Annotated in this window: 18 protein-coding genes; 9 read left to right on the forward strand and 9 right to left on the reverse strand. The window is 72.3% G+C overall.

The window, feature by feature from the left end; translation table 11 throughout:
* Position 1 precedes the first annotated feature (1 nt).
* From narH to Vau01_RS34180, 4 genes are read left to right on the forward strand one after another with little or no spacing between them, the layout of a single operon-like run.
* On the forward strand, positions 2–1,573 hold the full coding sequence (gene narH, locus Vau01_RS34165) for a nitrate reductase subunit beta (protein ID WP_204001319.1): 1,572 nt from the start codon (positions 2–4) through the stop codon (positions 1,571–1,573).
* Positions 1,570–2,187 (forward strand): nitrate reductase molybdenum cofactor assembly chaperone, encoded by a 618-nt coding sequence (gene narJ, locus Vau01_RS34170; RefSeq protein WP_204001332.1) that lies wholly within the window; start codon positions 1,570–1,572, stop codon positions 2,185–2,187. Before narH ends, narJ begins: the two co-directional genes overlap by 4 nt.
* Positions 2,184–2,924, forward strand: a complete 741-nt coding sequence (gene narI / locus Vau01_RS34175; RefSeq protein ID WP_204001335.1) for a respiratory nitrate reductase subunit gamma — start codon at positions 2,184–2,186, stop codon at positions 2,922–2,924. The genes narJ and narI overlap by 4 nt, the downstream gene beginning before the upstream one ends.
* The gene (locus tag Vau01_RS34180) at positions 2,921–4,144 is read left to right on the forward strand and encodes an MFS transporter (protein WP_204001337.1); all 1,224 of its coding nucleotides are present in this window, start codon (positions 2,921–2,923) and stop codon (positions 4,142–4,144) included. Before narI ends, Vau01_RS34180 begins: the two co-directional genes overlap by 4 nt.
* Here Vau01_RS34180 and Vau01_RS34185 read toward each other — a convergent pair.
* The 6 genes from Vau01_RS34185 to Vau01_RS34210 all read right to left on the reverse strand — a co-directional run bounded on the left by Vau01_RS34185 (position 4,059) and on the right by Vau01_RS34210 (position 10,054).
* A complete protein-coding gene (locus tag Vau01_RS34185; RefSeq protein ID WP_204001339.1) occupies positions 4,059–4,682 on the reverse strand; it encodes a TetR/AcrR family transcriptional regulator in 624 nt (207 codons plus the stop codon). The two genes, Vau01_RS34180 and Vau01_RS34185, sit on opposite strands and share 86 nt — an antisense overlap.
* 27 nt (positions 4,683–4,709) lie before the next feature.
* On the reverse strand, positions 4,710–5,780 hold the full coding sequence (locus tag Vau01_RS34190; protein ID WP_204001341.1) for a hypothetical protein: 1,071 nt from the start codon (positions 5,778–5,780) through the stop codon (positions 4,710–4,712).
* Positions 5,777–7,219 carry an FAD-dependent oxidoreductase gene (locus tag Vau01_RS34195; RefSeq protein ID WP_204001342.1) on the reverse strand — a complete coding sequence of 481 codons (1,443 nt, stop codon included), beginning with the start codon at positions 7,217–7,219 and terminating at the stop codon, positions 5,777–5,779. Before Vau01_RS34195 ends, Vau01_RS34190 begins: the two co-directional genes overlap by 4 nt.
* Positions 7,220–7,296: 77 nt before the next feature.
* Positions 7,297–7,974, reverse strand: coding sequence for an ABC transporter permease (locus Vau01_RS34200; RefSeq protein ID WP_204001345.1), 678 nt, complete (start codon positions 7,972–7,974; stop codon positions 7,297–7,299).
* A complete protein-coding gene (locus tag Vau01_RS34205; RefSeq protein WP_204001348.1) occupies positions 7,971–9,332 on the reverse strand; it encodes an ABC transporter permease subunit in 1,362 nt (453 codons plus the stop codon). The genes Vau01_RS34200 and Vau01_RS34205 overlap by 4 nt, the downstream gene beginning before the upstream one ends.
* A complete protein-coding gene (locus tag Vau01_RS34210) occupies positions 9,329–10,054 on the reverse strand; it encodes an ABC transporter ATP-binding protein (RefSeq protein ID WP_204001363.1) in 726 nt (241 codons plus the stop codon). The genes Vau01_RS34205 and Vau01_RS34210 overlap by 4 nt, the downstream gene beginning before the upstream one ends.
* A 91-nt stretch (positions 10,055–10,145) precedes the next feature.
* On the opposite strand from Vau01_RS34210, the gene Vau01_RS34215 reads away from it, so the two are divergent.
* The 3 genes from Vau01_RS34215 to Vau01_RS34225 are packed head-to-tail and all read left to right on the forward strand — an operon-like array spanning position 10,146 to position 12,942.
* Positions 10,146–11,369, forward strand: a complete 1,224-nt coding sequence (locus Vau01_RS34215; protein ID WP_204001367.1) for a sensor histidine kinase — start codon at positions 10,146–10,148, stop codon at positions 11,367–11,369.
* A gap of 4 nt (positions 11,370–11,373) precedes the next feature.
* On the forward strand, positions 11,374–12,024 hold the full coding sequence (locus Vau01_RS34220; RefSeq protein WP_204001370.1) for a response regulator transcription factor: 651 nt from the start codon (positions 11,374–11,376) through the stop codon (positions 12,022–12,024).
* Entirely contained in the window at positions 12,025–12,942 is a 918-nt protein-coding gene (locus tag Vau01_RS34225; protein WP_204001373.1) for a WD40 repeat domain-containing protein, read from the forward strand. It abuts the gene before it with no gap.
* Here Vau01_RS34225 and Vau01_RS64755 read toward each other — a convergent pair.
* Complete coding sequence (locus Vau01_RS64755; RefSeq protein WP_204001390.1) at positions 12,939–14,591, reverse strand: methyl-accepting chemotaxis protein; 1,653 nt, start codon at positions 14,589–14,591, stop codon at positions 12,939–12,941. The two genes, Vau01_RS34225 and Vau01_RS64755, sit on opposite strands and share 4 nt — an antisense overlap.
* Positions 14,592–14,711: 120 nt before the next feature.
* Complete coding sequence (locus Vau01_RS34235) at positions 14,712–18,077, reverse strand: phosphodiester glycosidase family protein (protein WP_204001405.1); 3,366 nt, start codon at positions 18,075–18,077, stop codon at positions 14,712–14,714.
* Between the two features lie 164 nt (positions 18,078–18,241).
* Here Vau01_RS34235 and Vau01_RS34240 point away from each other — a divergent pair, with 164 nt between their 5' ends.
* Positions 18,242–18,763: a DUF6653 family protein gene (locus tag Vau01_RS34240; RefSeq protein WP_204001408.1), complete on the forward strand. Its 522-nt coding sequence runs from the start codon at positions 18,242–18,244 to the stop codon at positions 18,761–18,763.
* 40 nt (positions 18,764–18,803) lie between these two features.
* Here Vau01_RS34240 and Vau01_RS34245 read toward each other — a convergent pair whose 3' ends face one another.
* Positions 18,804–19,361 (reverse strand): NADPH-dependent FMN reductase, encoded by a 558-nt coding sequence (locus tag Vau01_RS34245; protein WP_204001411.1) that lies wholly within the window; start codon positions 19,359–19,361, stop codon positions 18,804–18,806.
* A gap of 143 nt (positions 19,362–19,504) precedes the next feature.
* Here Vau01_RS34245 and Vau01_RS34250 point away from each other — a divergent pair, with 143 nt between their 5' ends.
* Positions 19,505–19,852: a winged helix-turn-helix transcriptional regulator gene (locus Vau01_RS34250; RefSeq protein WP_204001414.1), complete on the forward strand. Its 348-nt coding sequence runs from the start codon at positions 19,505–19,507 to the stop codon at positions 19,850–19,852.
* Positions 19,853–19,900 lie beyond the last annotated feature (48 nt).

A 19,900-nucleotide genomic window follows, 5' to 3' on the forward strand; every position in this document is an offset into this window, starting at 1 on the left:
GATGCGCGTGATGGCGCAAATGTCGATGGTCATGAACCTCGACAAGTGCATCGGTTGCCACACCTGCTCGGTGACGTGCAAGCAGGCGTGGACCAACCGGTCGGGTGTGGAGTACGTGTGGTTCAACAACGTCGAGTCGCGTCCGGGGCAGGGCTATCCGCGCACGTACCAGGATCAGGAGCGCTGGCAGGGCGGCTGGACCCGGACCCGGTCGGGCCGGCTCAAGCCGCGCGCCGGTGGCCGGCTGAAGAAGCTGTTCAGCATCTTCGCGAACCCGAAGATGCCGGCGATGCGGGACTACTACGAGCCGTGGACCTACGACTACGAGCACCTGCTCACCGCGCCGGCCGGCGACGACACGCCTGTCGCGCGTCCCAAATCGCTGTTGACCGGGCGGGACACGAAGGTGACGTGGTCGGCGAACTGGGACGACTCGCTGGCCGGCGGCAACGAGATCGCCGCCGGTGACCCGGTGCTGAAACAGGTCTCCGACCGGGTGAAGCAGGAGTACGAGAACGCGTTCCTGTTCTTCCTGCCGCGCATCTGTGAGCACTGCCTGAACCCGTCGTGCGCCGCGTCGTGCCCGTCGGGCGCCATCTACAAGCGGGCCGAGGACGGCATCGTGCTCGTCGACCAGGACCGCTGCCGCGGCTGGCGGATGTGCATCACCGGCTGCCCGTACAAGAAGATCTACTTCAACCACCGCACCGGCAAGGCGGAGAAGTGCACGTTCTGCTTCCCGCGCATCGAGATCGGCCAGCCCACCATCTGCTCGGAGACGTGCGTCGGCCGGCTTCGGTACATCGGTCTGATGCTCTACGACGCCGATGCCGTCACGACGGCCGCCGCCGTCGAGAACGAGAAGGACCTGTACGCGGCGCAGCGCTCGGTCTTCCTCGACCCGCACGACCCGTCGGTGGCCGACGCCGCCCGCCGGGCCGACATCCCGGACGACTGGATCGAGGCGGCGAAACGGTCACCGGTCTGGGACCTCATCATGAGGTACGAGGTGGCGCTCCCGCTGCACCCGGAGTACCGCACGATGCCGATGGTCTGGTACATCCCGCCGCTGTCACCGGTGGTCGACGTGCTCCGTGACACCGGCCACGACGGCGAGGCGGCGGGTAACCTGTTCGGCGCCGTCGACGCGCTGCGGATCCCGGTCGACTACCTCGCCGGGCTGTTCACCGCCGGCGATCCGGCGCCCGTGCGGGCGGTGCTGAACCGGTTGGCGGCGATGCGTTCCTACCAGCGACGCGTCAACCTGGGCGAGGAGCGCGACGAGTCCATCGCCACGGCGGTGGGCATGACCGGCGGGCAGATGGACGACATGTACCGGCTGCTGGCGATCGCCAAGTACGAGGACCGCTACGTCATCCCGAGCGCGCACGCCGAGGACGCGCACCGGCTGGAGCAGATCGCCACCGAGTGCAGCCTCGACTACGACGGCGGCCCCGGCATGGGCGGGAGCGGGCCGTTCGGCGAGTCGTCCGGCCGGCCGGTCCCCCTCCAGCTGGAGTCGCTCCGCACGCTCCGCGACCGGCAGACCGCCGACGAAATCGAGCCGTCATGACTGCGGTGTGGCGGGCGGTCGCCGCCCGCGCGGCCTCGCTGCTGCTGCGCTACCCCGACGACGACGTCATGGCGGCGCTGCCGACGGTCCGGGCGGCATTGGCGGACCTGCCCGACGCGGTGCGGCGTCCACTGTGGACGGTGGCGGAGCACCGGGCCGGCGCCGACGCCGGCACGCTCCGGAGCGGGTACGTCGAGCTGTTCGACTTCCGGCGCCGCTGCTGCCTGCACCTCACGTACTACACCTGCGGCGACACCCGCAAACGGGGCGAGGCGCTGGTCGGGTTCGCCGCCGCGTACAAGGCGGCCGGCCTGGAGGTCGTCGGCGGGGAACTGCCCGACTTCCTGCCCGCGGTGCTCGACCTGGCTTCCTGTGACGACGGCGGATGGCGGCTGCTGCGGGACAACCGGGTCGGCCTGGACCTGCTGACCGAGGCGCTCGCGAAGGAGGATTCGGTGTACCGGCACGCGATCGAGGCGGTCCGGCAGATGCTGCCACCGGCCCGACCCGGCGACCTGGCGGCGGCCGCCCTGCTGGCCCGTACCGGCCCGCCGGTCGAACAGGTGGGGCTGGAGCCGTACGGGCCCGTCGACACCGTCGGAGGCCGTCGATGAACGTTCTGCTGTGGACGGTGTATCCCTACGTCGCGGTGGCGGTGCTCGTCGGCGGGCTGATCTGGCGGTACCGCTACGACAAGTTCGGCTGGACCACCCGGTCGTCCCAGTTGTACGAGACCGCCGTGCTGCGGTGGGGGAGCCCGCTGTTCCACTTCGGCGTGCTGATGGTCCTCGTCGGACACATCGGCGGCCTGCTGATCCCGAAGTCGTGGACCGAGGCGATCGGCGTCACCGAACACGCCTACCACCTCATGGCCGTGTTCGTCGGCACCGTCGCCGGGCTGTGCACGCTGATCGGCATGGCGATCCTCATCGCCCGTCGCCGGCTGACCGGGCCGGTGTTCGCCGCGACCACCCGCAACGACAAGGCCATGTACGTCGTGCTCGCCGCCGTGATCGTCCTCGGCCTGCTGGCGACCGTGCGGGCGAACATCGTCGGGGACGGATACGACTACCGGGAGACGATCTCGCCCTGGTTCCGGTCGCTGTTCGTCTTCCAGCCCGACCCGGAGATCATGGCCGGCGCGCCGGTCGGCTTCCAGATCCACGTCATCGCCGCCTTCGCGCTGTTCGCGTTCTGGCCGTTCACGCGGCTGGTGCACGCGTTCAGCGCACCGGTCGGCTACCTCACCCGCCCCTACATCCCGTACCGCAGCCGCGATCCGCGCCCCGGACTCGGTCCCCGGCGGCGCGGCTGGGAGGGTCCCCCCACGCTCCCCCGAGGTGGACGATGAGACCCGGTGCCACCCGCAACCTGATCCTGGCCACCCTCGGGTTCACCGTGAACTTCTGGGCGTGGGCTCTGCTCGGTCCGCTCGGCCCGGGGGTGAAGGAGCGCCTCGGCCTCAGCTTCGCCGCGCAGTCGCTGCTCGTCGCGGTCCCCGTGCTCGTCGGTTCGGTCGGACGCATCCCGATCGGTGCGCTCACCGACCGGTACGGCGCCCGGGTGATGTTCCCGGCGGTGTCACTGGCCAGCATCGTGCCGGTGCTGACGCTGGCGTTCGTGTCGTCGTACCCGGCCCTGATCGTCACCGGCTTCCTGCTCGGCATCGGCGGCACCGCGTTCGCGGTCGGCGTGCCGCTGGTGTCGGGCTGGTATCCGCCGGCCCGGCGCGGGTTCGCGATCGGCGTGTTCGGCGCCGGCATGGGCGGCACCGCGATCGCCAACTTCACCACCGTCAAGCTCGCCGACGCCTACGGCGACAACACACCGTTCTTCCTCGTGGCGACGATGCTGGCCGGGTACGCCGTGGTGGCGTTCCTGTTCATCCGCGACGCCCCCGACCGGCAGCGGCCGGCCGGGTCGGCCTGGTCGCGCACCGTCGACGTGGGACGCCTGCCGGTGACGTGGCAGCTGTGCTTCCTGTACGCCGTCGGGTTCGGCGGGTTCGTCGCGTTCAGCGTCTACCTGCCCGCGTACCTGCGCACCGCCTACGATCTCAGCGCCAACGACGCGGCGCTGCGCACGGCCGGGTTCGTCCTGCTGGCCGTCGTCGCGCGGCCCACCGGCGGCTGGCTGTCCGACCGGTTCCACCCGGTGCCGGTGCTCGTCTGGTGCTTCACCGGGACCGCCGGGTTCGCCGTCGTGCAGGCGTTCCAGCCGGTGCTCGTTCCGGTCGCCACGGTGGCGTTCCTCGGCATGGCGGCCCTGCTCGGCGCCGCCAGCGGTGCCGTGTTCGCGCTCGTCGGCAAGGTCGCGCCCGCCGACAAGGTCGGCACCGTCACCGGCGTCGTCGGTGCGGCCGGCGGCCTCGGCGGGTTCGTCCCACCCCTGATCATGGGCTGGGTGTACGGCGTCGAGGATTCCTACGCGATCGGGCTGATGCTGCTCTCGGACGTCGCCCTCGCCGCGGCGGTCTACACCGCGGTCAAGATGAGCGGTCTGGCCCGCCGTCCGCACGGAGAGCCGGTCCGATCCAGCGCCGGACGAGAGCCCGCAACTGGTCGTCGGTGAGGGGCGGTGTCGAGGGGTACCGCAGGAACGAGACGAACAGCCGCATGAGGATCTCGGCGAGGCCGCGCAGGTCGGCGTCGGTGGTGACGCCGACCGCCGACCAGTCGACGGGCAGGTTGCCGAGGATGCGCGCGCCGAGGGAGAACGACAGCGGTGAGGTGACCCCCGCCGTGAAGGAGTCGGTCTCGCCGGCCCGGAGCAGCAGGCCCATGTAGGGCTCCCGGGGAATCGTGCGGACGGCCCACACGACGGACTCCACCGCGGCGTCCTCCGCGGTATCGAACGTCGCCAGGTGGCGTTCCATCCGGGCGGCGAACTCCTCGGCGCCGGCCTCCGCGACCGCGGTGAGGATGTCGGGCAGGCCTGGGAAGTAGCGGTAGACGGTCTGCCGGGTGACGCCGGCCTCGGTCGCGATGTCGGAGAGGCTGGTCTTGGCGAGCCCGAGCCGGTCGATGCACGCCGTGGCCGCCTCGACGATCCGGCGGCGCGCCTCGTCTCCGGTGCCGGGCGGGTTGCCCTGCCAACCGTGGTACCCCATGCGCCCATCTTCCCCGAACGCGGCAGGTCAGGCCGTGACCGGGGCGGTGCGCCGGCTCCGCCGGCTTCGCCGGTGGAGCGCGACGAGCAGCAGGCCCGCGGCGGCGAAGCAGGCGAGCGCGTAGGGCCCGCTGCCGATCGGCGTCCCCTCGCTTGTGACGCCGTTGTCGGCGGCGACATAGGCCGGGAGGGCGCCGAGCCAGATCACCGCCATCCCCCCGAGGTAGACGGCGGGGTAGTACCGCGCGAACGTCGACACGTCCGGGGCGTCACGGGTGGACGCGACGATCCAGATGCCCGCGATCCACAGCAGGGCCAGTTCGACGCCGAGGACCCACGCCTGGGCGGTGTCGTTCCCCTCGAACAGGGCCGAGGGGAGGCCGGCGACCGCCATGCTCAGCGGCGTCAGCACCCCGGCCACCAGAACGGTCGGCACGAGCCGCCACCGGCCGGCCAGCCGCACGACGAGATAGGTCATGGCGCCCATCGAGACCGAGGCGAACAGCACCATGCTCGTCATCGGCACCGACGCCAGCGCGGGGTGGTTGACGATGTCGTTGTCCATGTTCCAGGCCCACCACTTCAGCTGCGGACCGATGTGGTCGAACACCTCGTAGAAGACCTGGCAGGTGAAGGCGACGGCCACCGATCCGGCCAGCGCGCCGCGGCGGGCGAAGATGCCCAGCGACCGGACGAGCTCGTAGGCGAGCTGGCTGAACGCCGGGTAGAACGCCACGATGTAGAGCGGCAGCCGGTCACCCATGAACTGCACGGTGAACAGGTTGTGGGCGAAGATGAACCCGTAGATCTCGTCGAGACCGAACCATTCCGGAAAGTACAGCGGCGGCTCGGTCACGAAGAGGTAGACCAGCGAGGCGAACCACAGCGCGAGATTGGTCGGATCGCCGGCGCGGTGCCGGCCGACGGCGTGCACCAGCGCGAAGACCGCGCCGCCGATGACGATCGCTTCGAGCAGCGGCATGGTCCAGTGGGCGAGCTCCCACGGGAAGCGGACCGATACCACGGCGGAGACGTCGTGGCAGTCGAAGCCGAGCCCGCGGGTGACCGTCTCCGCCCCGGGCCCGCACCCGTCGCTCATGGCGCGGCCGCCGTCGAGTAGTCCTTGGCCGGCGGTTCGGCGGTGGGGTCGAACCCGAAGGGGACGCGGCGCCGCCCCAGCGCGGCCCGGACGCCGTGGCGCACGAGCCGCGCGAGCACACCGGGGTTGCCCAGCATGTCGCCGAGCGACTCGTCGAGGTTGAACACCTTGGCGAAGTGCTCGTCGATCACCGCGTCCTCCCGGGCGGCACCGACGATGAAGCTGAACGCGGGATCGGACACGGCGGCGAGGACGCGGCGGCGCCACTCGGCCGGCTTCTCGGTGCCCACCGCGCACGCGTAAGCCTGGTCCCGCGCCATCGCCAGGCGCCACGGGACGCCGAGCAGCTTGCGTTGGGCCGCGAGGAACCGCCGGGAGAACGCGGTGTCGAGCCGTTCCGCGCGTTCCAACTGTTCGCGCAGCAGCAACGCGGACAGCGCGGCCGAACTGATGCCCTGGGCGTAGAACGGGTTGAACGCGCAGATCGAGTCGCCGACGAACGCCAGCCGCCCGGGCGGCGTCGCCCACCGGTCGTAGCGCCGCCAGACGTTGCCGGTCGACCGCGTCAGATGGACCTCCGAGGTCGGGGTGCACCGGTCCATCGCGGCCGCGAACAGCGGCGCCCGCACCCGGCGGGCCGACTCGACGAACGTGTCCTCGGTGCGCGGCATGGCGTGCCCCCACGACCCCATGCACGCGATGACGCGGTTGCCCTCGATCGGGAAGAAGTTCACCAGGTACTCGTGCTCGGCCGGGTGCTCGCCCTTGTGCCGGGTCGGCATGATCACGAGGTGCTGCCACCACCAGGTCGGCGGTCGCTGTGCGGGTAGTTCGTACCAGCGCGAGGTGTAGGTGACCTTGGCGTCGAGGGTCTGCGCCTCGAGCGCGGGCCAGCCCGCCGCCACCAGCCACGCGCCGACCGGGGAGCCACGCCCCAGCGCGTCGACCACGAAGTCGGCGTCGAGATGCTCGGCGCCGGCGAGTTCCACGCCGGTGACCGCGCCGTCCCGCGTGGTCAGCCCGGTGACGCCGACCCCCTCGCGGACGGTCACGGTGGCCAGTTCCCGGACCTTGTCGCGCAGCACCCGCTCGATGAGGATGCGCGAGCCGTAGATCATCGTCATCGCGCTGCGCTTGCGCGCCGACCAGCCCTCCCCGTCGAGGTAGGCGGCGTCCATCGACGGCATCAGGTGCAACCCGCCCCCGGCGACGAGGTCGTCCTCGAAACCCGGGAACAGTTCACCGATCGCGCGCCGTCCCGAGTTCAGCAGGAAGTGCGGATGCTTGCTCTGCGGCACGCCACGCCGGTGCTCGGCGTCGGCGGGAAGTTCGTCCCGCTCCAGCACCAGCACGCGGCCGAAGTACGGGGCGAGCGCACCGGCCGCACAGAGACCGGCGGCGCTCCCACCCAGAACGACGGCAGTCTCGCCGAGCGTCATCGCCCACCACCCTAGCGTCATTCATACAGATGGATAAGAAATGTATGGATGACCCATCACGGGTGTCAAGCACCGCATCAGGGATCGCGGCGGGCGAACACGGCGGCGGCCACGAGGAGGGCGGTCCCCGCCTCGGCGGCGAGCACCGCGGGCGGGGCGGTCATCGGGGCGAACCGTTCGATCCGGGCGTGCCACCGCTCGTCGGGGACGAACCGGGCGAGCAGCGGCGGCAGGTACAGCAGCGCGAGCACGGTGACGAGCGCCGGCGGCGGGTGCCGGACCACCGTGGCGAGGCCGAACGCGAGCAGGGCGATCAGACCGAGGTAGCCGACGGCGCCCAGCGGCGGCCCGGGGCGGAACGCGAACGGCGCCAGGATCCGCCCGACGACCAGCGACCCGGCGACGGCGAGCACCCCGGTCGCCAGGGCGACGGCCGTCAGCACGGCGGTCTTCGCCGCGTACACGACCAGCCGTTGCGGCGTCGCGGCCAGGGTGACGCCGAGCAGGCCGGTCCGGTACTCGCCGGTGATCGCGCGCACCGCGAACGCGACCACCGCGACCTGGCCGAGGAGGACGCCGGACAGGCTGAGCCGGGCCGCGTCGCAGCCGCCGGCGCACGCCGACGTGTCGGGTGTCGCCGCGGCGCTGACCGTGGCGCCGAGCCCGACCGTCAGCACCACGGCGACGAGCGGCAGCCAGGCGGTGTCGGGGGCCGTGCGCAGCTTGGTCCACTCGGCGTGCACCACCCGCCTCATGCGTCACTCCGGCGCAGGCGCCAGTACGCCGCGCCGAGGACGGCGACCGTGTACCCGCACAGGACCAGGAACCCGTGCCACGGATGCCCCGACCACGGCAACAGGAACGTGTCGTCGGTCTCCCGGACCTGTTGCAGCGACAGCCCGGCGAGCGGTGCCAGTCGTTGCAGCCACGTCGCGGCCGGCGTGGGCAGGAACGGGGTGACGAGGATGGGCACGAACACCGTCGCGGCGAGCAGCGTGATGGCTCCCGTGGCGCGGCGCATGACGGCGCCCATGCCCAGCCCGAGCAGCGCCAGCACGGTGAGCAGGGCGGCGGTGCCGGCGACGACGCGCACCGTCGCCGGGTCGAGCGGCGACGGATCGGGGTACACCGGCGCGCGGAACCCGTTGCGCCGCAGCAGCGGCTGGGTGACCAGCAGCGCGACCACCACCGCCACCAGCGCCGCCGGGAACGTCGACGCCGCGACCACCACCGCCTTGGCGACGAGCAGCCGGCCCCGGCGCGGGCCCGCCGCGAGCGTGGCCCGGATGGTCTGCCACCGGTACTCCGCCGTGACGGCCAGCACGCCCATCGCGATCGCCGGGAGCACCGCGAAGACGGTGCCGGCGGTGGCGGCGACGACGCGGCTGCCGTCGTCGGTCCGGCGGACGATGTCGCCGGAGCCGGTCAGCGTGAACGGCCCATCGTCCACAGTGGACGCCCCGCCCCGGCCGCCGACGTCCTCGGTGATCCACGGTGTCGGCTGCGGTGGCGGGTCCAGGCGCACCGCGTCGAACGTCGCGGTGGCCGGCCGTACCTGGACGAGGGCCGGGCGCATGGGGTGGATGCGGGTCAGGCCCGGCGAGGTGACGAACATGCCCACCTCGACGGTCTCCGCGAGGCCGTTGAGCGTCACCGTTCCGACCCGCGTCCACGCCGCGCCGTCGGCCGACTCGTCACCGGTGATCGTGTCGCCGGTCCGGGTGAGCCGCAGGTACCGCGGTGCCGGGTCCGGGCCGCCGGCGACGTCGGTGGCGAAGTTTGCCTGCATCCGCACGCCGTGACCGGCGGTGACCATCAGCGCGGCGTACGGCGCGCCGGCGGCGGGGCGCTGCTTGACCATGATGCCGGCCATCGCCCACGGGTGGCCGGCGTCCTGCGTGCGGACGCGGGCGACGAGCGTCCCGTCGCCGCTGAGCGGGCGGTGGACGAAGCGGAACTCGTCGACGTACCCGGCGTCGCCCCACGTCCGCGCGTTTCCCGACGAGATCAGCAGCGCTACGCCCACGATGGCGCCCACGACGGCGAGGAGGCACCCGGCGGTGCCGAGAACGGTCCACGCCTTGGTCCACTCGGAACGCAACAGCCGGCTCATCGGGCGTGGTACTCGGTCGCGGCGGCGGTCAGTTCGAAGTACGCCTCCTCCAGCGAGACCCGGCGCCCGCCGAGCAGGTCGCGCACGCTGGTGTCGGCGATCAGCCGGCCCCGGCCGATGACGACCAGGTGGTCGGCGGTGTCGGCCAGTTCCGCCATCAGGTGGCTGGACACGAGGACGGTCCGCCCCTCCGCGGCGAACCCGCGCAGCAGGCCCCGGATCCAGCGGACGCCCTCCGGGTCGAGCCCGTTGACCGGTTCGTCGAACAGCAGCACCGGCGGATCGCCGAGCAGCGCCGCCGCGATGCCGAGCCGTTGCCGCATGCCCAGGGAGAAGCCGCCGGCGCGGCGCTTCGCCACGCCGGCCAGCCCCACCAGGTCGAGAACCTCGTCGACGCGGTGGCGCGGCAGGCCGTTCGACTGCGCCAGCCACCGCAGGTGGTCGCGCGCCCGCCGGCCCGGATGCAACGCGCCCGCGTCGAGCAGCGCACCCACCCGGCGCAGCGGGTCCCGCAGGCTCCGGTACGGCCGGTCGCCGATCAGCGCGGCGCCGTCGTCGGGCGCGTCCAGCCCGAGGATCATCCGCATCGTCGTGGACTTGCCCGCCCCGTTCGGTCCGACGAAGCCCGTCACCCGGCCCGGCGCGACGGTGAACGTCAACCCGTCCACCGCGGTCGTCGACCCGTACCGCTTCCGGAGACCCCGGCACTCGATGGTGTCCATGGCCCCATCCAAGTCACCGCGCGGCCCCGCCACAGGAGTGCGCACCCGCACCACCGGGGGTGGGCCTGCCCTACCACGTACGGTGTTGGCCATGCTGTGGGACGCCATGCTCTGGGACGCCGTGCGCGGCCGTCCCCGGCGGTTCCTGCTCTCGCTGTGGCCGCTGCGGGCGCTGGCGTACGTGGTGTCGGGCGTCGCCGTCGGCGCGGTCACGCTGGCCTGGCTGGCGGTGGCGCTGGTGCTCGGCGGGGTGGTCCTGGTGCCGCTGCTGACCGTCCCGCTTGTCGCCCTCGAACGGCGGCGGCTGGTCCTCCTCGGCGGACCGCCGCTGCCCGACCCGCACCACCGCGCGGAGCGGCCGGGGATCGTGGCGTGGCTGCGGACGCGGTACGCCGAGCCGGTGACGTGGCGGGAACTGGCCTACCTGGTGCTGCACGGAACGGTGCTGCTGCTGCTCGACGCCGCCGCCACCGCGCTGGCGTTCGCGCCGCTGCTCGCGCTCGGGTTCGGGTCGTTCGCGGGCGCCGGAACCGAGGCCGTCGACCTCGTCGTGGCCGGCACCGTCGCCGCGCTGACCGTGCTCGGCGTCCTCGTGGTCATGGCGGTCGCGCTGTACGCGATGCCGCTGGCGGCGGTCGCGCACGGCGCCCTCGCCCGGCTCCTGCTCGCTGCCGGGGAGGACGCGACGGTCCGCACGCTGACCCGGTCCCGGGCCCGGCTGATCGACGCGTTCGAGGTGGAGCGGCGCCGCATCGAACGGGACCTGCACGACGGCGCGCAACAGCATCTCCTCGCGCTCGGCATGACCCTCGTCGCGGCCGACCTGGAGCTCGAGGACGACCCGAAAGCGGCGCGGGCGTTGGTGCGGCAGGCGGCGGACCAGTCCCGCGCGGTGCTCGCCGAACTGCGCGAGCTGATCCGCGGCATCCATCCGCAGGTGCTCACCGATCTCGGCCTGCCGGCGGCCGTGGCCGAGCTGGCCGACCGGTCCACGGCGCCGGTGTCGGTGACGCTCGACGTGCCGCACCGCCTACCGTCCACAGTGGAGTCGACCGTGTACTTCGTGATCGCCGAGGCGCTCACCAACGCCGCCAAGCACGCCGGCGCCCGCGAGGTGATCGTCGCCGGCGGGCTACGCGGGAAGCGGCTCGTCGTCGAGATCCGCGACGACGGTGCCGGCGGCGCCGACCCGGCCCGCGGCACCGGGCTCACCGGCCTGGCCGACCGCGTCGACGCCCTCGACGGCACGCTGACGCTCGCCAGCCCGCCCGGCGGACCGACCACCCTGACCGTCGACCTGCCCTGGACCGGGTGACGCCGTGCGCGTGATACTCGCCGACGACGCCGTCCTGCTGCGCGAGGGCCTGGCCGCGCTCCTGGGCCGCTTCGGACACGAGGTCGTCGCCGCGGTCGGTGACGCGTCCGCGCTCCTGACCGCCGTGGCGCGGCACGCGCCCGACGCCGTGGTCACCGACGTACGCATGCCGCCCACCTTCACCGACGAGGGGCTGCACGCCGCCCTCGCGCTGCGCCGCGACCACCCGCGCCTGCCGGTGCTCGTGCTCAGCCAGTACATCGCCACCGCGTACGCCGCGAAACTCCTGGAGTCCACGAGCAGCGGCGGCGTCGGGTACCTGCTCAAGGACCGCGTCCTCGAGGTGCGCGACTTCGTCGACGCGCTGGAACGGGTCACCGCCGGTGGCTGCGTCATCGACCCGGACGTCGTCCGGCACCTGCTCCGGCGCCGCACCAGCCCGCTGGCCCGGCTCACGCCGCGCGAGCGCGAGGTGCTCGCGCTGATGGCCGAGGGCCGGTCGAACGCCGCCATCACGCGGACGCTCGCGGTCAGCGAGAAGGTCATCGGCAAGCACATCAACTCGATCTTCACCAAGCTGGACCTGCCGCCCGACAACAACGACGACCACCGCCGGGTGCGGGCCGTCCTCACCTATCTCCAGGGAGACGCTTGAATGGACGTTCTGACGGTACCACTGGAGTTCACCGAGGCGACCCGCCTCGCCGTCCTGCCCGACGGCGACACGTGCGTGGTCGGCTGCCTGACCCTCGGCACGCTGCACGTGGCCTCCCTGCGTGCCGGAGAGGTGCTCCGGGTGATCGAGGCCCACGGCGGTTCGATCAACGGCCTGTCGACGGCCGGCGGTGGTCGCCTGCTGTCGTCCGCGTCGTATGACGAGACGGTGTTGGTCTGGGACACGGCCACCTGGTCCCGGTCGGCGGCGCTGGAGCACCTGGACACGGTCTGGGCGCTGGCGAGCACGGGCACGGTCGCCGTCGCCGCCACCAGCGACGTCGGCGCCGCGCAGGTGTGGGACCTGGCCGCCGGCGCGTGCCGCGGCGTGCTCGCCGCCGGCGCCGACACGCTCCTCGACGTGGCGGTCAGCCCCGACGGTCGATGGGCGGCCACGCTGAACAACGACGACGAGGTTTTCGTGTGGGACCTCGGCGCCGATCCCGTGCTGGGCGTCGAGGAGTTCCGGATCCTGGCCAACGACTACGACCACGAGGAGCCGATCCAACTCGGCCGGCGGATCGCCGATTCGCACCTCGGCGACCTCACCACGGTCGACTTCGACGCGCGGGGCCTGCTGTACACGGTGGGTGACGCGGTCGTCAGCTGGGATCCGGCCACCGGCGCGCGGGTCGCCCGGCTCCCGGGTTCCGGGAAACGTGTCGACGCCATGGCGCTGCACCCCAGCCTGCCCGTGGCGGCCGTAGCGGATTCCGACACGGTACGCGTGTACCGCACGGACGGCACGGAGCTGGCGACGTGGACGGGCGAGGGGGTGGTCGACCTGGCGTTCACCGGAGACGGCCGGCTGATCAGCGTGGAGCTGGACGGAACGCTGCGCGCCCGGCACGCCGGCTAGGTGCGGAACCGGGAGACCGCCTCCTGCAGCTCGCCGGCCAGCCGGCTGAGCTCGGTGACGGTGTGGTCGGCGTCGCCGAGGATGGTCGTGGTGGTCTGCGCGGCGTCCGCGACCCCGCCGATGACGCGGGCGATGTTGCCGGCGCCGCTCGCGGCGTCGCTGATGTTGCGGGACATCTCGTTGGTCGTGGCGGTCTGCTCCTCCACGGCCGAGGCGATGGTCAGCTGGTAGTCGTTGATGCGCGCGATGATCTGGCTGATCTTCTGGATCGCCTGCACCGCGTTGGTGGTGTCGGACTGGATCGTCTCGACCCGGCGGGAGATGTCCTCGGTGGCCCGGGCGGTCTCCTGGGCCAGGTCCTTGACCTCGCTGGCGACTACCGCGAAACCCTTGCCGGACTCGCCGGCCCGCGCCGCCTCGATGGTGGCGTTGAGGGCCAGCAGGTTGGTCTGCTCGGCGATCGAGGTGATCACCTTCACCACGTTGCCGATCTCGGTCGACGACTCGCCGAGCTTGGCCACGGTCTGGTTGGCCGAGTCGGCGACGGCGACCGCTTCGGTGGCCACCGCGGAGACGTCGTTGGCGTTCTGCGCGATCTCGCGGATCGACGCGCTCATCTCCTCGGACCCGGCGGCGACGGTCTGCACGTTGTTCGACACCGTGCCGGCGTCGCCGGAGACCAGGTTGGCCTGGTCGGCGGTGTCGCGGGCGCTGCCGGCGATGCGGGCGGTGATCTGGGTGAGCTGACCGGCGCTCTGCCCGAGGGTCTGCGCGCCGCTGCTGAGCGTGTGCACGGTGGTGCGGATGCCGTCGGCGGCCCGGTTCACGGCGACGGCCATGGCGCCGAGTTCGTCGCGGGCGCGGACCTCCGCCCGCCGGGTGAGGTCACCGTTGGCCATGCTGTCCAGGGCGTCAGACACCGTTCGTAGCTGTGCGGCCATGAGCCGGTTCACGCGGACGCTGACGGCGAGCGCGAGGAGCAGTCCGACCACGAGGCAGACGATGAGAATCAGGCGTGCCTGGTGGTAGGAGTCCCGCGCCGCGGTCGTCTTGGCCGTCGCCTCGTCCATCTCCAGCTGCTGCAGCGCGGCCAGCGTGGCGTTCATCGCGGCCTCGGAGTCGTTCCACAGCTTGCTCTGCTCGGCGGCGCCGGTCGGCAGTGACGCGCCGGCCGGCGGCTGCTCCTGGAACACCAGCAGGTTGCGCAGCTGCACGTAGCGGGTGTACGTCGTGGTGAACGTGGTGATCTGCTCCACGCGGGCGGGCGACCCGGCGGCGCGCGTGCGGTAGGACTCGGCGGCACCGAGCACCATGGCGTCGCCGTCCTTGATGGCCTGCCGGCCGCGGGGGCCGAGCGACGGGTCCGTCGTCTGCCAGGCGTACAGGGACAGGCCGCGGTACATCTCGCCCACGCCCTGCCGCACGACCACGAGTTCGGCCATGCTCTCCAGGTGCGCCGACTTGAGCTCCTCGAAGTTCGAGTCGAGCTCGGACATCCGGGTCAGCGACACGACGCCGATGCCGATCGCCACCAGCGTGAGAACGGCCGTCGACACCAGGATCTTGGTGCCGAACCGGCGGTCGGAGAGCCAGCCGGTCAACCGGTTCCGCTCGATCGTCACGTTGATAGCGGACAGGTCGGTGCTCATCTGTGCCACGTCGCCCTATCGGCGGTCCCACCCCCGGGCTGAGCCCGAAGGCCCGTTGTCACCCGGCCGGGTCCTGGTGGGCCGTTCTCCCGCCGGACGGTCGCGCGAGGAGTAAGGTGCTCACGCCGTCCGCTGCCGTTCCGACGACGCGACGAGCGTGACCGCCGCCGTGGCCTCGGCCCCGTTGACGGCGATCCGCACCGTCACCGTTCCTGGCCGCAACGCGGTCAGCTCGCCGGTGTCCGGATCGAGCCGGGCGACGTGCCATGGCCGGATCCCGGCCCACCCTCCGATGTGGACACTCGGCGACGCCGACCAGTCGTAGCTGACCGGGTACGCCACCGGAAACTCCCGCGTGCCCTGGGTGACGGTGGCCCGCAGCGCGACCGGCGCGCCGACGACCGCCTCCGCGGGCGCGGCGAGCGCGAGGCCGTCGACGTGCGGACGGACCTCCGCCCGGAACCACCGCGGCCGGCCCGGGTCGACGCCGACCATCGTCCAGCCGGTGAAGCCGCCCTCGGCCGCCGGGGTCGACGGCGCCTTCCCGCTGTTGCCGTTGATGAGGTAGGGCACGCCGTCGACCTGGGACGCGTGGAACGTGCCCACGTGCGCGCCGACGAACGCCGCGCCCTTGCCGGTGCCGTGCTGGAACTCGGCCAGCCACTGCTCGACCAGCGCCGCCTCCTTGCGGTCGCCGAGCTGGCTGCCCTTGGCCGGCGTGGGGTCGCGCGGCGGGTGGTGCTGCATCACGACCACGCCGGACACCGCCGGGTTGCCGCGCGCCTCGTCGAGCCGTTCGCGGAGCAGCGCGAGCTGGTCGAACCCGCCGCCGCGCAGCGTTCCGGTGGCGGAGTTCAGGAGCACGAACCGCACGCCCTTGTGGTCGAACGACCGGTACGTGGCGCCGAACTCGGCGGAGAAGTTGCCGGTGTCGCCCGGTCCCATGATCTCGTGGTTGCCCGGCACGTAGTACCACGGCAGGTCGTCGCCGAGCTCCTCGGTGAGGATGCGGCGGGCGAGCGTCATGTCGGCCGGGTACGCCGTGTCGACGAAGTCGCCGTTGATGACCAGGAAGTCGGGCCGGGCCGCCTTGATCTCCCGCAGGGTCCGGCGGGCCGCGGCGACCAGCGGGCTGTCCGGCGACGCCGCGACGAACTGGGCGTCGGACATCACCGCGTACCGCCACGGCGCGTCGCCGACGGTGCCGTCGGTGACCACGAACGGCGCCCGCTGCACCGGTTTCGGCGGCGCGGTCACCGACGGGGCGACCTTCGCCACGAAGTCGTCGATCAGCACCTCGCCGGTGTACTGGCGGGCGGCGGCGGTCTCGATCGTGTAGAAGCGGTTGACCTTGATCGGGTACGCCACCGTCGGCGGCACGGCGATCTCCAGGTACTGCCAACCGGTCCAGGTGATGTAGGGGCCGTACAGCGAGTAGGTCTGGTTGTTGGCGTCGGTGACGGTGAACGCCGTCCATTCGCCCTTGCCGTGCCCGTACACCCAGGCGCCGAGCGCGAGCGGCTGGCCCTCGATGGCGATCGGCTGCGGCGGGTAGGCGTACGCGGTGCGGGTGCCGGTCGACAGCGTGAAGTCGTACGTGAGTCGCAGCCCGGCGCCGGTGTGTCCGTCGGCGACCGGGGTCACCGCGCCGGCCGCGCGGGCGGTGCCGAACTTCCAGGCGGCGCCGTCGTCGAAGTCGGCGAACAGCCGTGACTCCAGCCCCACCGACACCGGCACGACCGTGCTGGCGGTGCCGACGCGCACGGTGACGAGCGCCGATCCGGTGGGCTGCTTCGCGGTGACGGAGAAGCCGCCGTCGCCGGCGGGCGTGATGTCGAGCAGGTTCCGGTCGTACTCCAGCCGGAGGTCGCCCGGCTCGATCGGTGCCGTGTTCGCGCTCCGGTCGTAGCCGACCACCCCGAACCGGCCCGGCTGCTGCGGGTCGGCGATCGTCAGCCGGTCGGTGGTCGCCTCGATGCGTTCCAGCGGACCGAGCACGGTCAGCCCGATCCGGCCCTTCGCGGCGCCCCGGGCGGCGGTGACGGTCACGGTGCCGGGCAGCAGCGCCCGGAACGTCGCCGTGCGGCCGCCGCCGGGCTGGACGAAGCCGCGCGCCGGCGCGTCGACCCGCCAGGCCGGGTCGCCGGCCGCGGGGCCGTAGGTCTCGTCGTGGCCCCGGGCGGTCAGGGTCCGCGTCAGTCCGGGAAAGACCCTTTCCGGACGCCCACCGCGCACCGGCGCCGCTCCGGGAGCGGACGCGGGATCGGCGGCGGTCTCCACCCAGAACCCGGTCAGCCGGCCGCTTCCGGCGGGGGCGAAGAGGCCGAGCCCGTTCGGCACCAGGCGTTCCCCGCCGTCGGACGGGCCGTTCTCCACCTGGACCGTCGCGGAGCCGGGCTCGCGGGCCAGCATCGTCGAGGAGCCGCCGCCGTCGAGGTTGAGGGCGTGGACCGCGCCGAGTTCCTTCATCAGCAGGGCGAGTTCGCGCATGGTGGCGCCGCGGCTGTCGGCCTGCCGCCCGTCGACGGTGAGCAGGTACATTGTGCGGCCGTCGGCGGAGAAGCCGACCGCGGTGCGCGGGTGTGCCGTGACGTCGTCGGCGGCCTCGGGAGAGATCTGACCGTCGACGAGCAGCCGGGCGTTGCCGCCGATCGCGGCGCGCAGCTTGCTGTCGTCGCCGGCCCGGGCCCGGTAGTCGATCGAGACGGCGTCGCCGACGGCGAGCGCCCGCAGCGCGTCCGCGCCCTTCTCCCGCCCGACCAGCACGAAGCCGTCGGCTCCGATCGCGCCCGCGCCCGCACCGTCCGCGACGGCGGTGACCCGCCCACCGACCACGGTGACCTCGCGGACCCCGGCGGCACCCTGCACCGCCCGGTCGCGGCTGTAGGTGCCCCACAGGTGGGTGAACGCGCCGATCCCGTCGACGGGGATCGCGGCGCTGTTGAGCTGCGTGAGCGCGAGCGGTCCGCCGGGCGTCGTCACGGACCCTTCGAAGAAGACGTCGACCACGCGCCCGATCCCGGCGGCGTCGATGCCGACCGCCCGGTTCCAGTCGGCACTCGGTGACTTGATGACCTGGCCGGCGCCGATGCCGACGCCGCGCGGCGCGCCGCTGTTGTTGATGTCGAAGAAGTCGCCGTTGACGGCGGCCACCGCGCGCTGGCGGTTCGCCTGCGCCGACAACGGTTCGACGGCCGACACCGTGCCGGGGGACAGGTAGTCGACCCTGACCCCGCCGGTGAGGTCGGCGGTGAGCGCGTCGGCGCGCAGCCAGCCCCGCGGATCGACGCGGTCGAAGGAGCTCAGGGTGACGCCCGGCGCGACCGGCCGGTCCCGCCGATCGGTGTCGATGGACTGCACCGCGGCCGGTGCGGCCGGATCGGCCCGGGCCACGGTCGGCACGGCGGTCGGCACCGCCAGGAGCGTGACGATCAGGGTGGTCCGTGCGGTGACCCCGCGGAACCGGGACCGTGTTGACGCGGACATGCGACCTCCCGGGGCCTCCTGGGCACGAACATCCACCGCTGTCGAAATATCGTGAAGGTTTCCTTCGAATTCCTCAAGAGGGGAGAAGCTATTTTCCGGGTTCCGTCGACGTCGGCCGATTTGTAGGGTGGGTCGTGCTCCCAGCCTTCGAAGGAGGGTCTGCGATGAGTACCTCCACCGGCGAGCAGCGGATCGCCAAGCTGTTCGGCCTGCAGGGCGACAACTGGATGCGCCACGCGAACGCGGTCAGCGTCTGGACCAGGTTCGCCGTGTTGCCGATGATCGTCGTCTCGATCTGGAGCCGGGACTGGATCGGGTGGTGGTCGCTGGTGCCGCTCGGCCTGTCGCTCGTGTTCATGATGGTCAATCCGCTGCTGTTCGCGCCGCCGCGGTCGACCCGCAACTGGGCGTCGAAGGCCGTCCTCGGCGAACGGGTCTGGGCCGAGCGCAACCAGGTCGAGGTGCCGGCCCGGTACCGCGAGTCCCGCTCCTTCGCCGTGACGTACGGCTTCCAGGTTCTCGGGCTCGTCGTGCTCGCCTACGGGCTGGCGCGGCTCGACGCCGTCGCCGCGGTGGCCGGGACGCTGCTCGTCCAGTGCGCCAAGTGCTGGTATCTCGACCGCATGGTGCTGCTGTTCGAGGACATGAAGGACCGGCACGCGCCGTACGCGGAATGGGATTTCTGACGGCCCGGCGGCGCCTGAACACCGCCGGGCCGACGGCGTTCTACTTGCGGAGCGTCGACAGGGCGTCGGACCAGGCGATCACCTGGTCCAGCGTGGCGGTCAGCGCGTCGAACTGGTGCCGGCCGGGCGTGATCGTCGTGAAGTTCTCGAAGTCGGTGTAGAACGACAGGGCGACCTGCGAGCGGACCGTGGCCAGTTGAAGCTCGGCCGCGATCAGCCGCAGGTGCTCCACGGCCCGGGCGTCGCCGACCACGCCGTAGCTGACGAAGCCCGCGGCCTTGTTGTTCCACTCGGCGTACAGGTAGTCGATGGCGTTCTTCAGCACGCCGCTGGTCGAGTGGTTGTACTCCGGCGTCACGAAGACGTAGCCGTCGAAGGCGTCGATGACGCGCGACCACGCCCTGCTGTGCTCGTTGGCGTAGCTGCCCGCCGACGCCGGGATCGGCTCGTCGAGGTGCGGCAGCGGGTGGTCGGCGAGGTCGACGACGGCGAACTCGGCGTCGGTGCGCTTCGCCGCCTCCTCGTACACCCAGTCGGCGACCTGCCGGCTGTAGCGGCCGGGCCGGGAACTTCCGACGATGATGGCGATTCTGGTCACGGTGCGGACTCCTCACGGGTTACGGCGGCGATCTGTGCCGCTCGAACCGTGTGAGCGATTCCCCAATAACCTTGATTCCCGGTAGGAAATGGGCACTATTTAATGCCTGACGCACTTCGAGGTGCGCATTGGAGGGACCAGCGATGACGACATGTCAGGATGACGACCTGCGGCTGGTGCTGCGCGGCCTGCTGACCACGATCGGCGACAAGTGGACCCTGGTCGTCGTGGCCGCCCTCGTCGACGGCGCGCAGCGGTTCACCGGGATCCAGCGCCGCGTCGACGGCATCTCCCACCGCATGCTCACCAAGACGCTGCGCGACCTCGAACACGACGGCCTGGTGTCGCGCGAGGTCCACGCCGAGGTGCCGCCGCGGGTGGAGTACGCGCTGACGCCGCTCGGGCGCACGCTCCTCGATCCCGTCGACGGCCTCATCCGCTGGGTCGACGAGCACGGCCGCACCGTGCTGCGCAACCGGGCGGCGCACTGACAGCACGCCGCCCGCACGATCGCTCACCCGAGTGACCCTGGCCCAGGG

The organism is Virgisporangium aurantiacum, assembly GCF_016863635.1.
Classification (GTDB): Bacteria; Actinomycetota; Actinomycetes; order Mycobacteriales; family Micromonosporaceae; genus Virgisporangium; species Virgisporangium aurantiacum.

Coding starts and splice junctions, on each gene's coding strand:
- narH (WP_204001319.1), top strand. CDS start 2: ATGCGCGTGATGGCGCAAATGTCGATGGTCATGAACCTCGACAAGTGC.
- narJ (WP_204001332.1), top strand. CDS start 1,570: ATGACTGCGGTGTGGCGGGCGGTCGCCGCCCGCGCGGCCTCGCTGCTG.
- narI (WP_204001335.1), top strand. CDS start 2,184: ATGAACGTTCTGCTGTGGACGGTGTATCCCTACGTCGCGGTGGCGGTG.
- Vau01_RS34180 (WP_204001337.1), top strand. CDS start 2,921: ATGAGACCCGGTGCCACCCGCAACCTGATCCTGGCCACCCTCGGGTTC.
- Vau01_RS34185 (WP_204001339.1), bottom strand. CDS start 4,682: ATGGGGTACCACGGTTGGCAGGGCAACCCGCCCGGCACCGGAGACGAG.
- Vau01_RS34190 (WP_204001341.1), bottom strand. CDS start 5,780: ATGAGCGACGGGTGCGGGCCCGGGGCGGAGACGGTCACCCGCGGGCTC.
- Vau01_RS34195 (WP_204001342.1), bottom strand. CDS start 7,219: ATGACGCTCGGCGAGACTGCCGTCGTTCTGGGTGGGAGCGCCGCCGGT.
- Vau01_RS34200 (WP_204001345.1), bottom strand. CDS start 7,974: ATGAGGCGGGTGGTGCACGCCGAGTGGACCAAGCTGCGCACGGCCCCC.
- Vau01_RS34205 (WP_204001348.1), bottom strand. CDS start 9,332: ATGAGCCGGCTGTTGCGTTCCGAGTGGACCAAGGCGTGGACCGTTCTC.
- Vau01_RS34210 (WP_204001363.1), bottom strand. CDS start 10,054: ATGGACACCATCGAGTGCCGGGGTCTCCGGAAGCGGTACGGGTCGACG.
- Vau01_RS34215 (WP_204001367.1), top strand. CDS start 10,146: ATGCTGTGGGACGCCATGCTCTGGGACGCCGTGCGCGGCCGTCCCCGG.
- Vau01_RS34225 (WP_204001373.1), top strand. CDS start 12,025: ATGGACGTTCTGACGGTACCACTGGAGTTCACCGAGGCGACCCGCCTC.
- Vau01_RS64755 (WP_204001390.1), bottom strand. CDS start 14,591: ATGAGCACCGACCTGTCCGCTATCAACGTGACGATCGAGCGGAACCGG.
- Vau01_RS34235 (WP_204001405.1), bottom strand. CDS start 18,077: ATGTCCGCGTCAACACGGTCCCGGTTCCGCGGGGTCACCGCACGGACC.
- Vau01_RS34240 (WP_204001408.1), top strand. CDS start 18,242: ATGAGTACCTCCACCGGCGAGCAGCGGATCGCCAAGCTGTTCGGCCTG.
- Vau01_RS34250 (WP_204001414.1), top strand. CDS start 19,505: ATGACGACATGTCAGGATGACGACCTGCGGCTGGTGCTGCGCGGCCTG.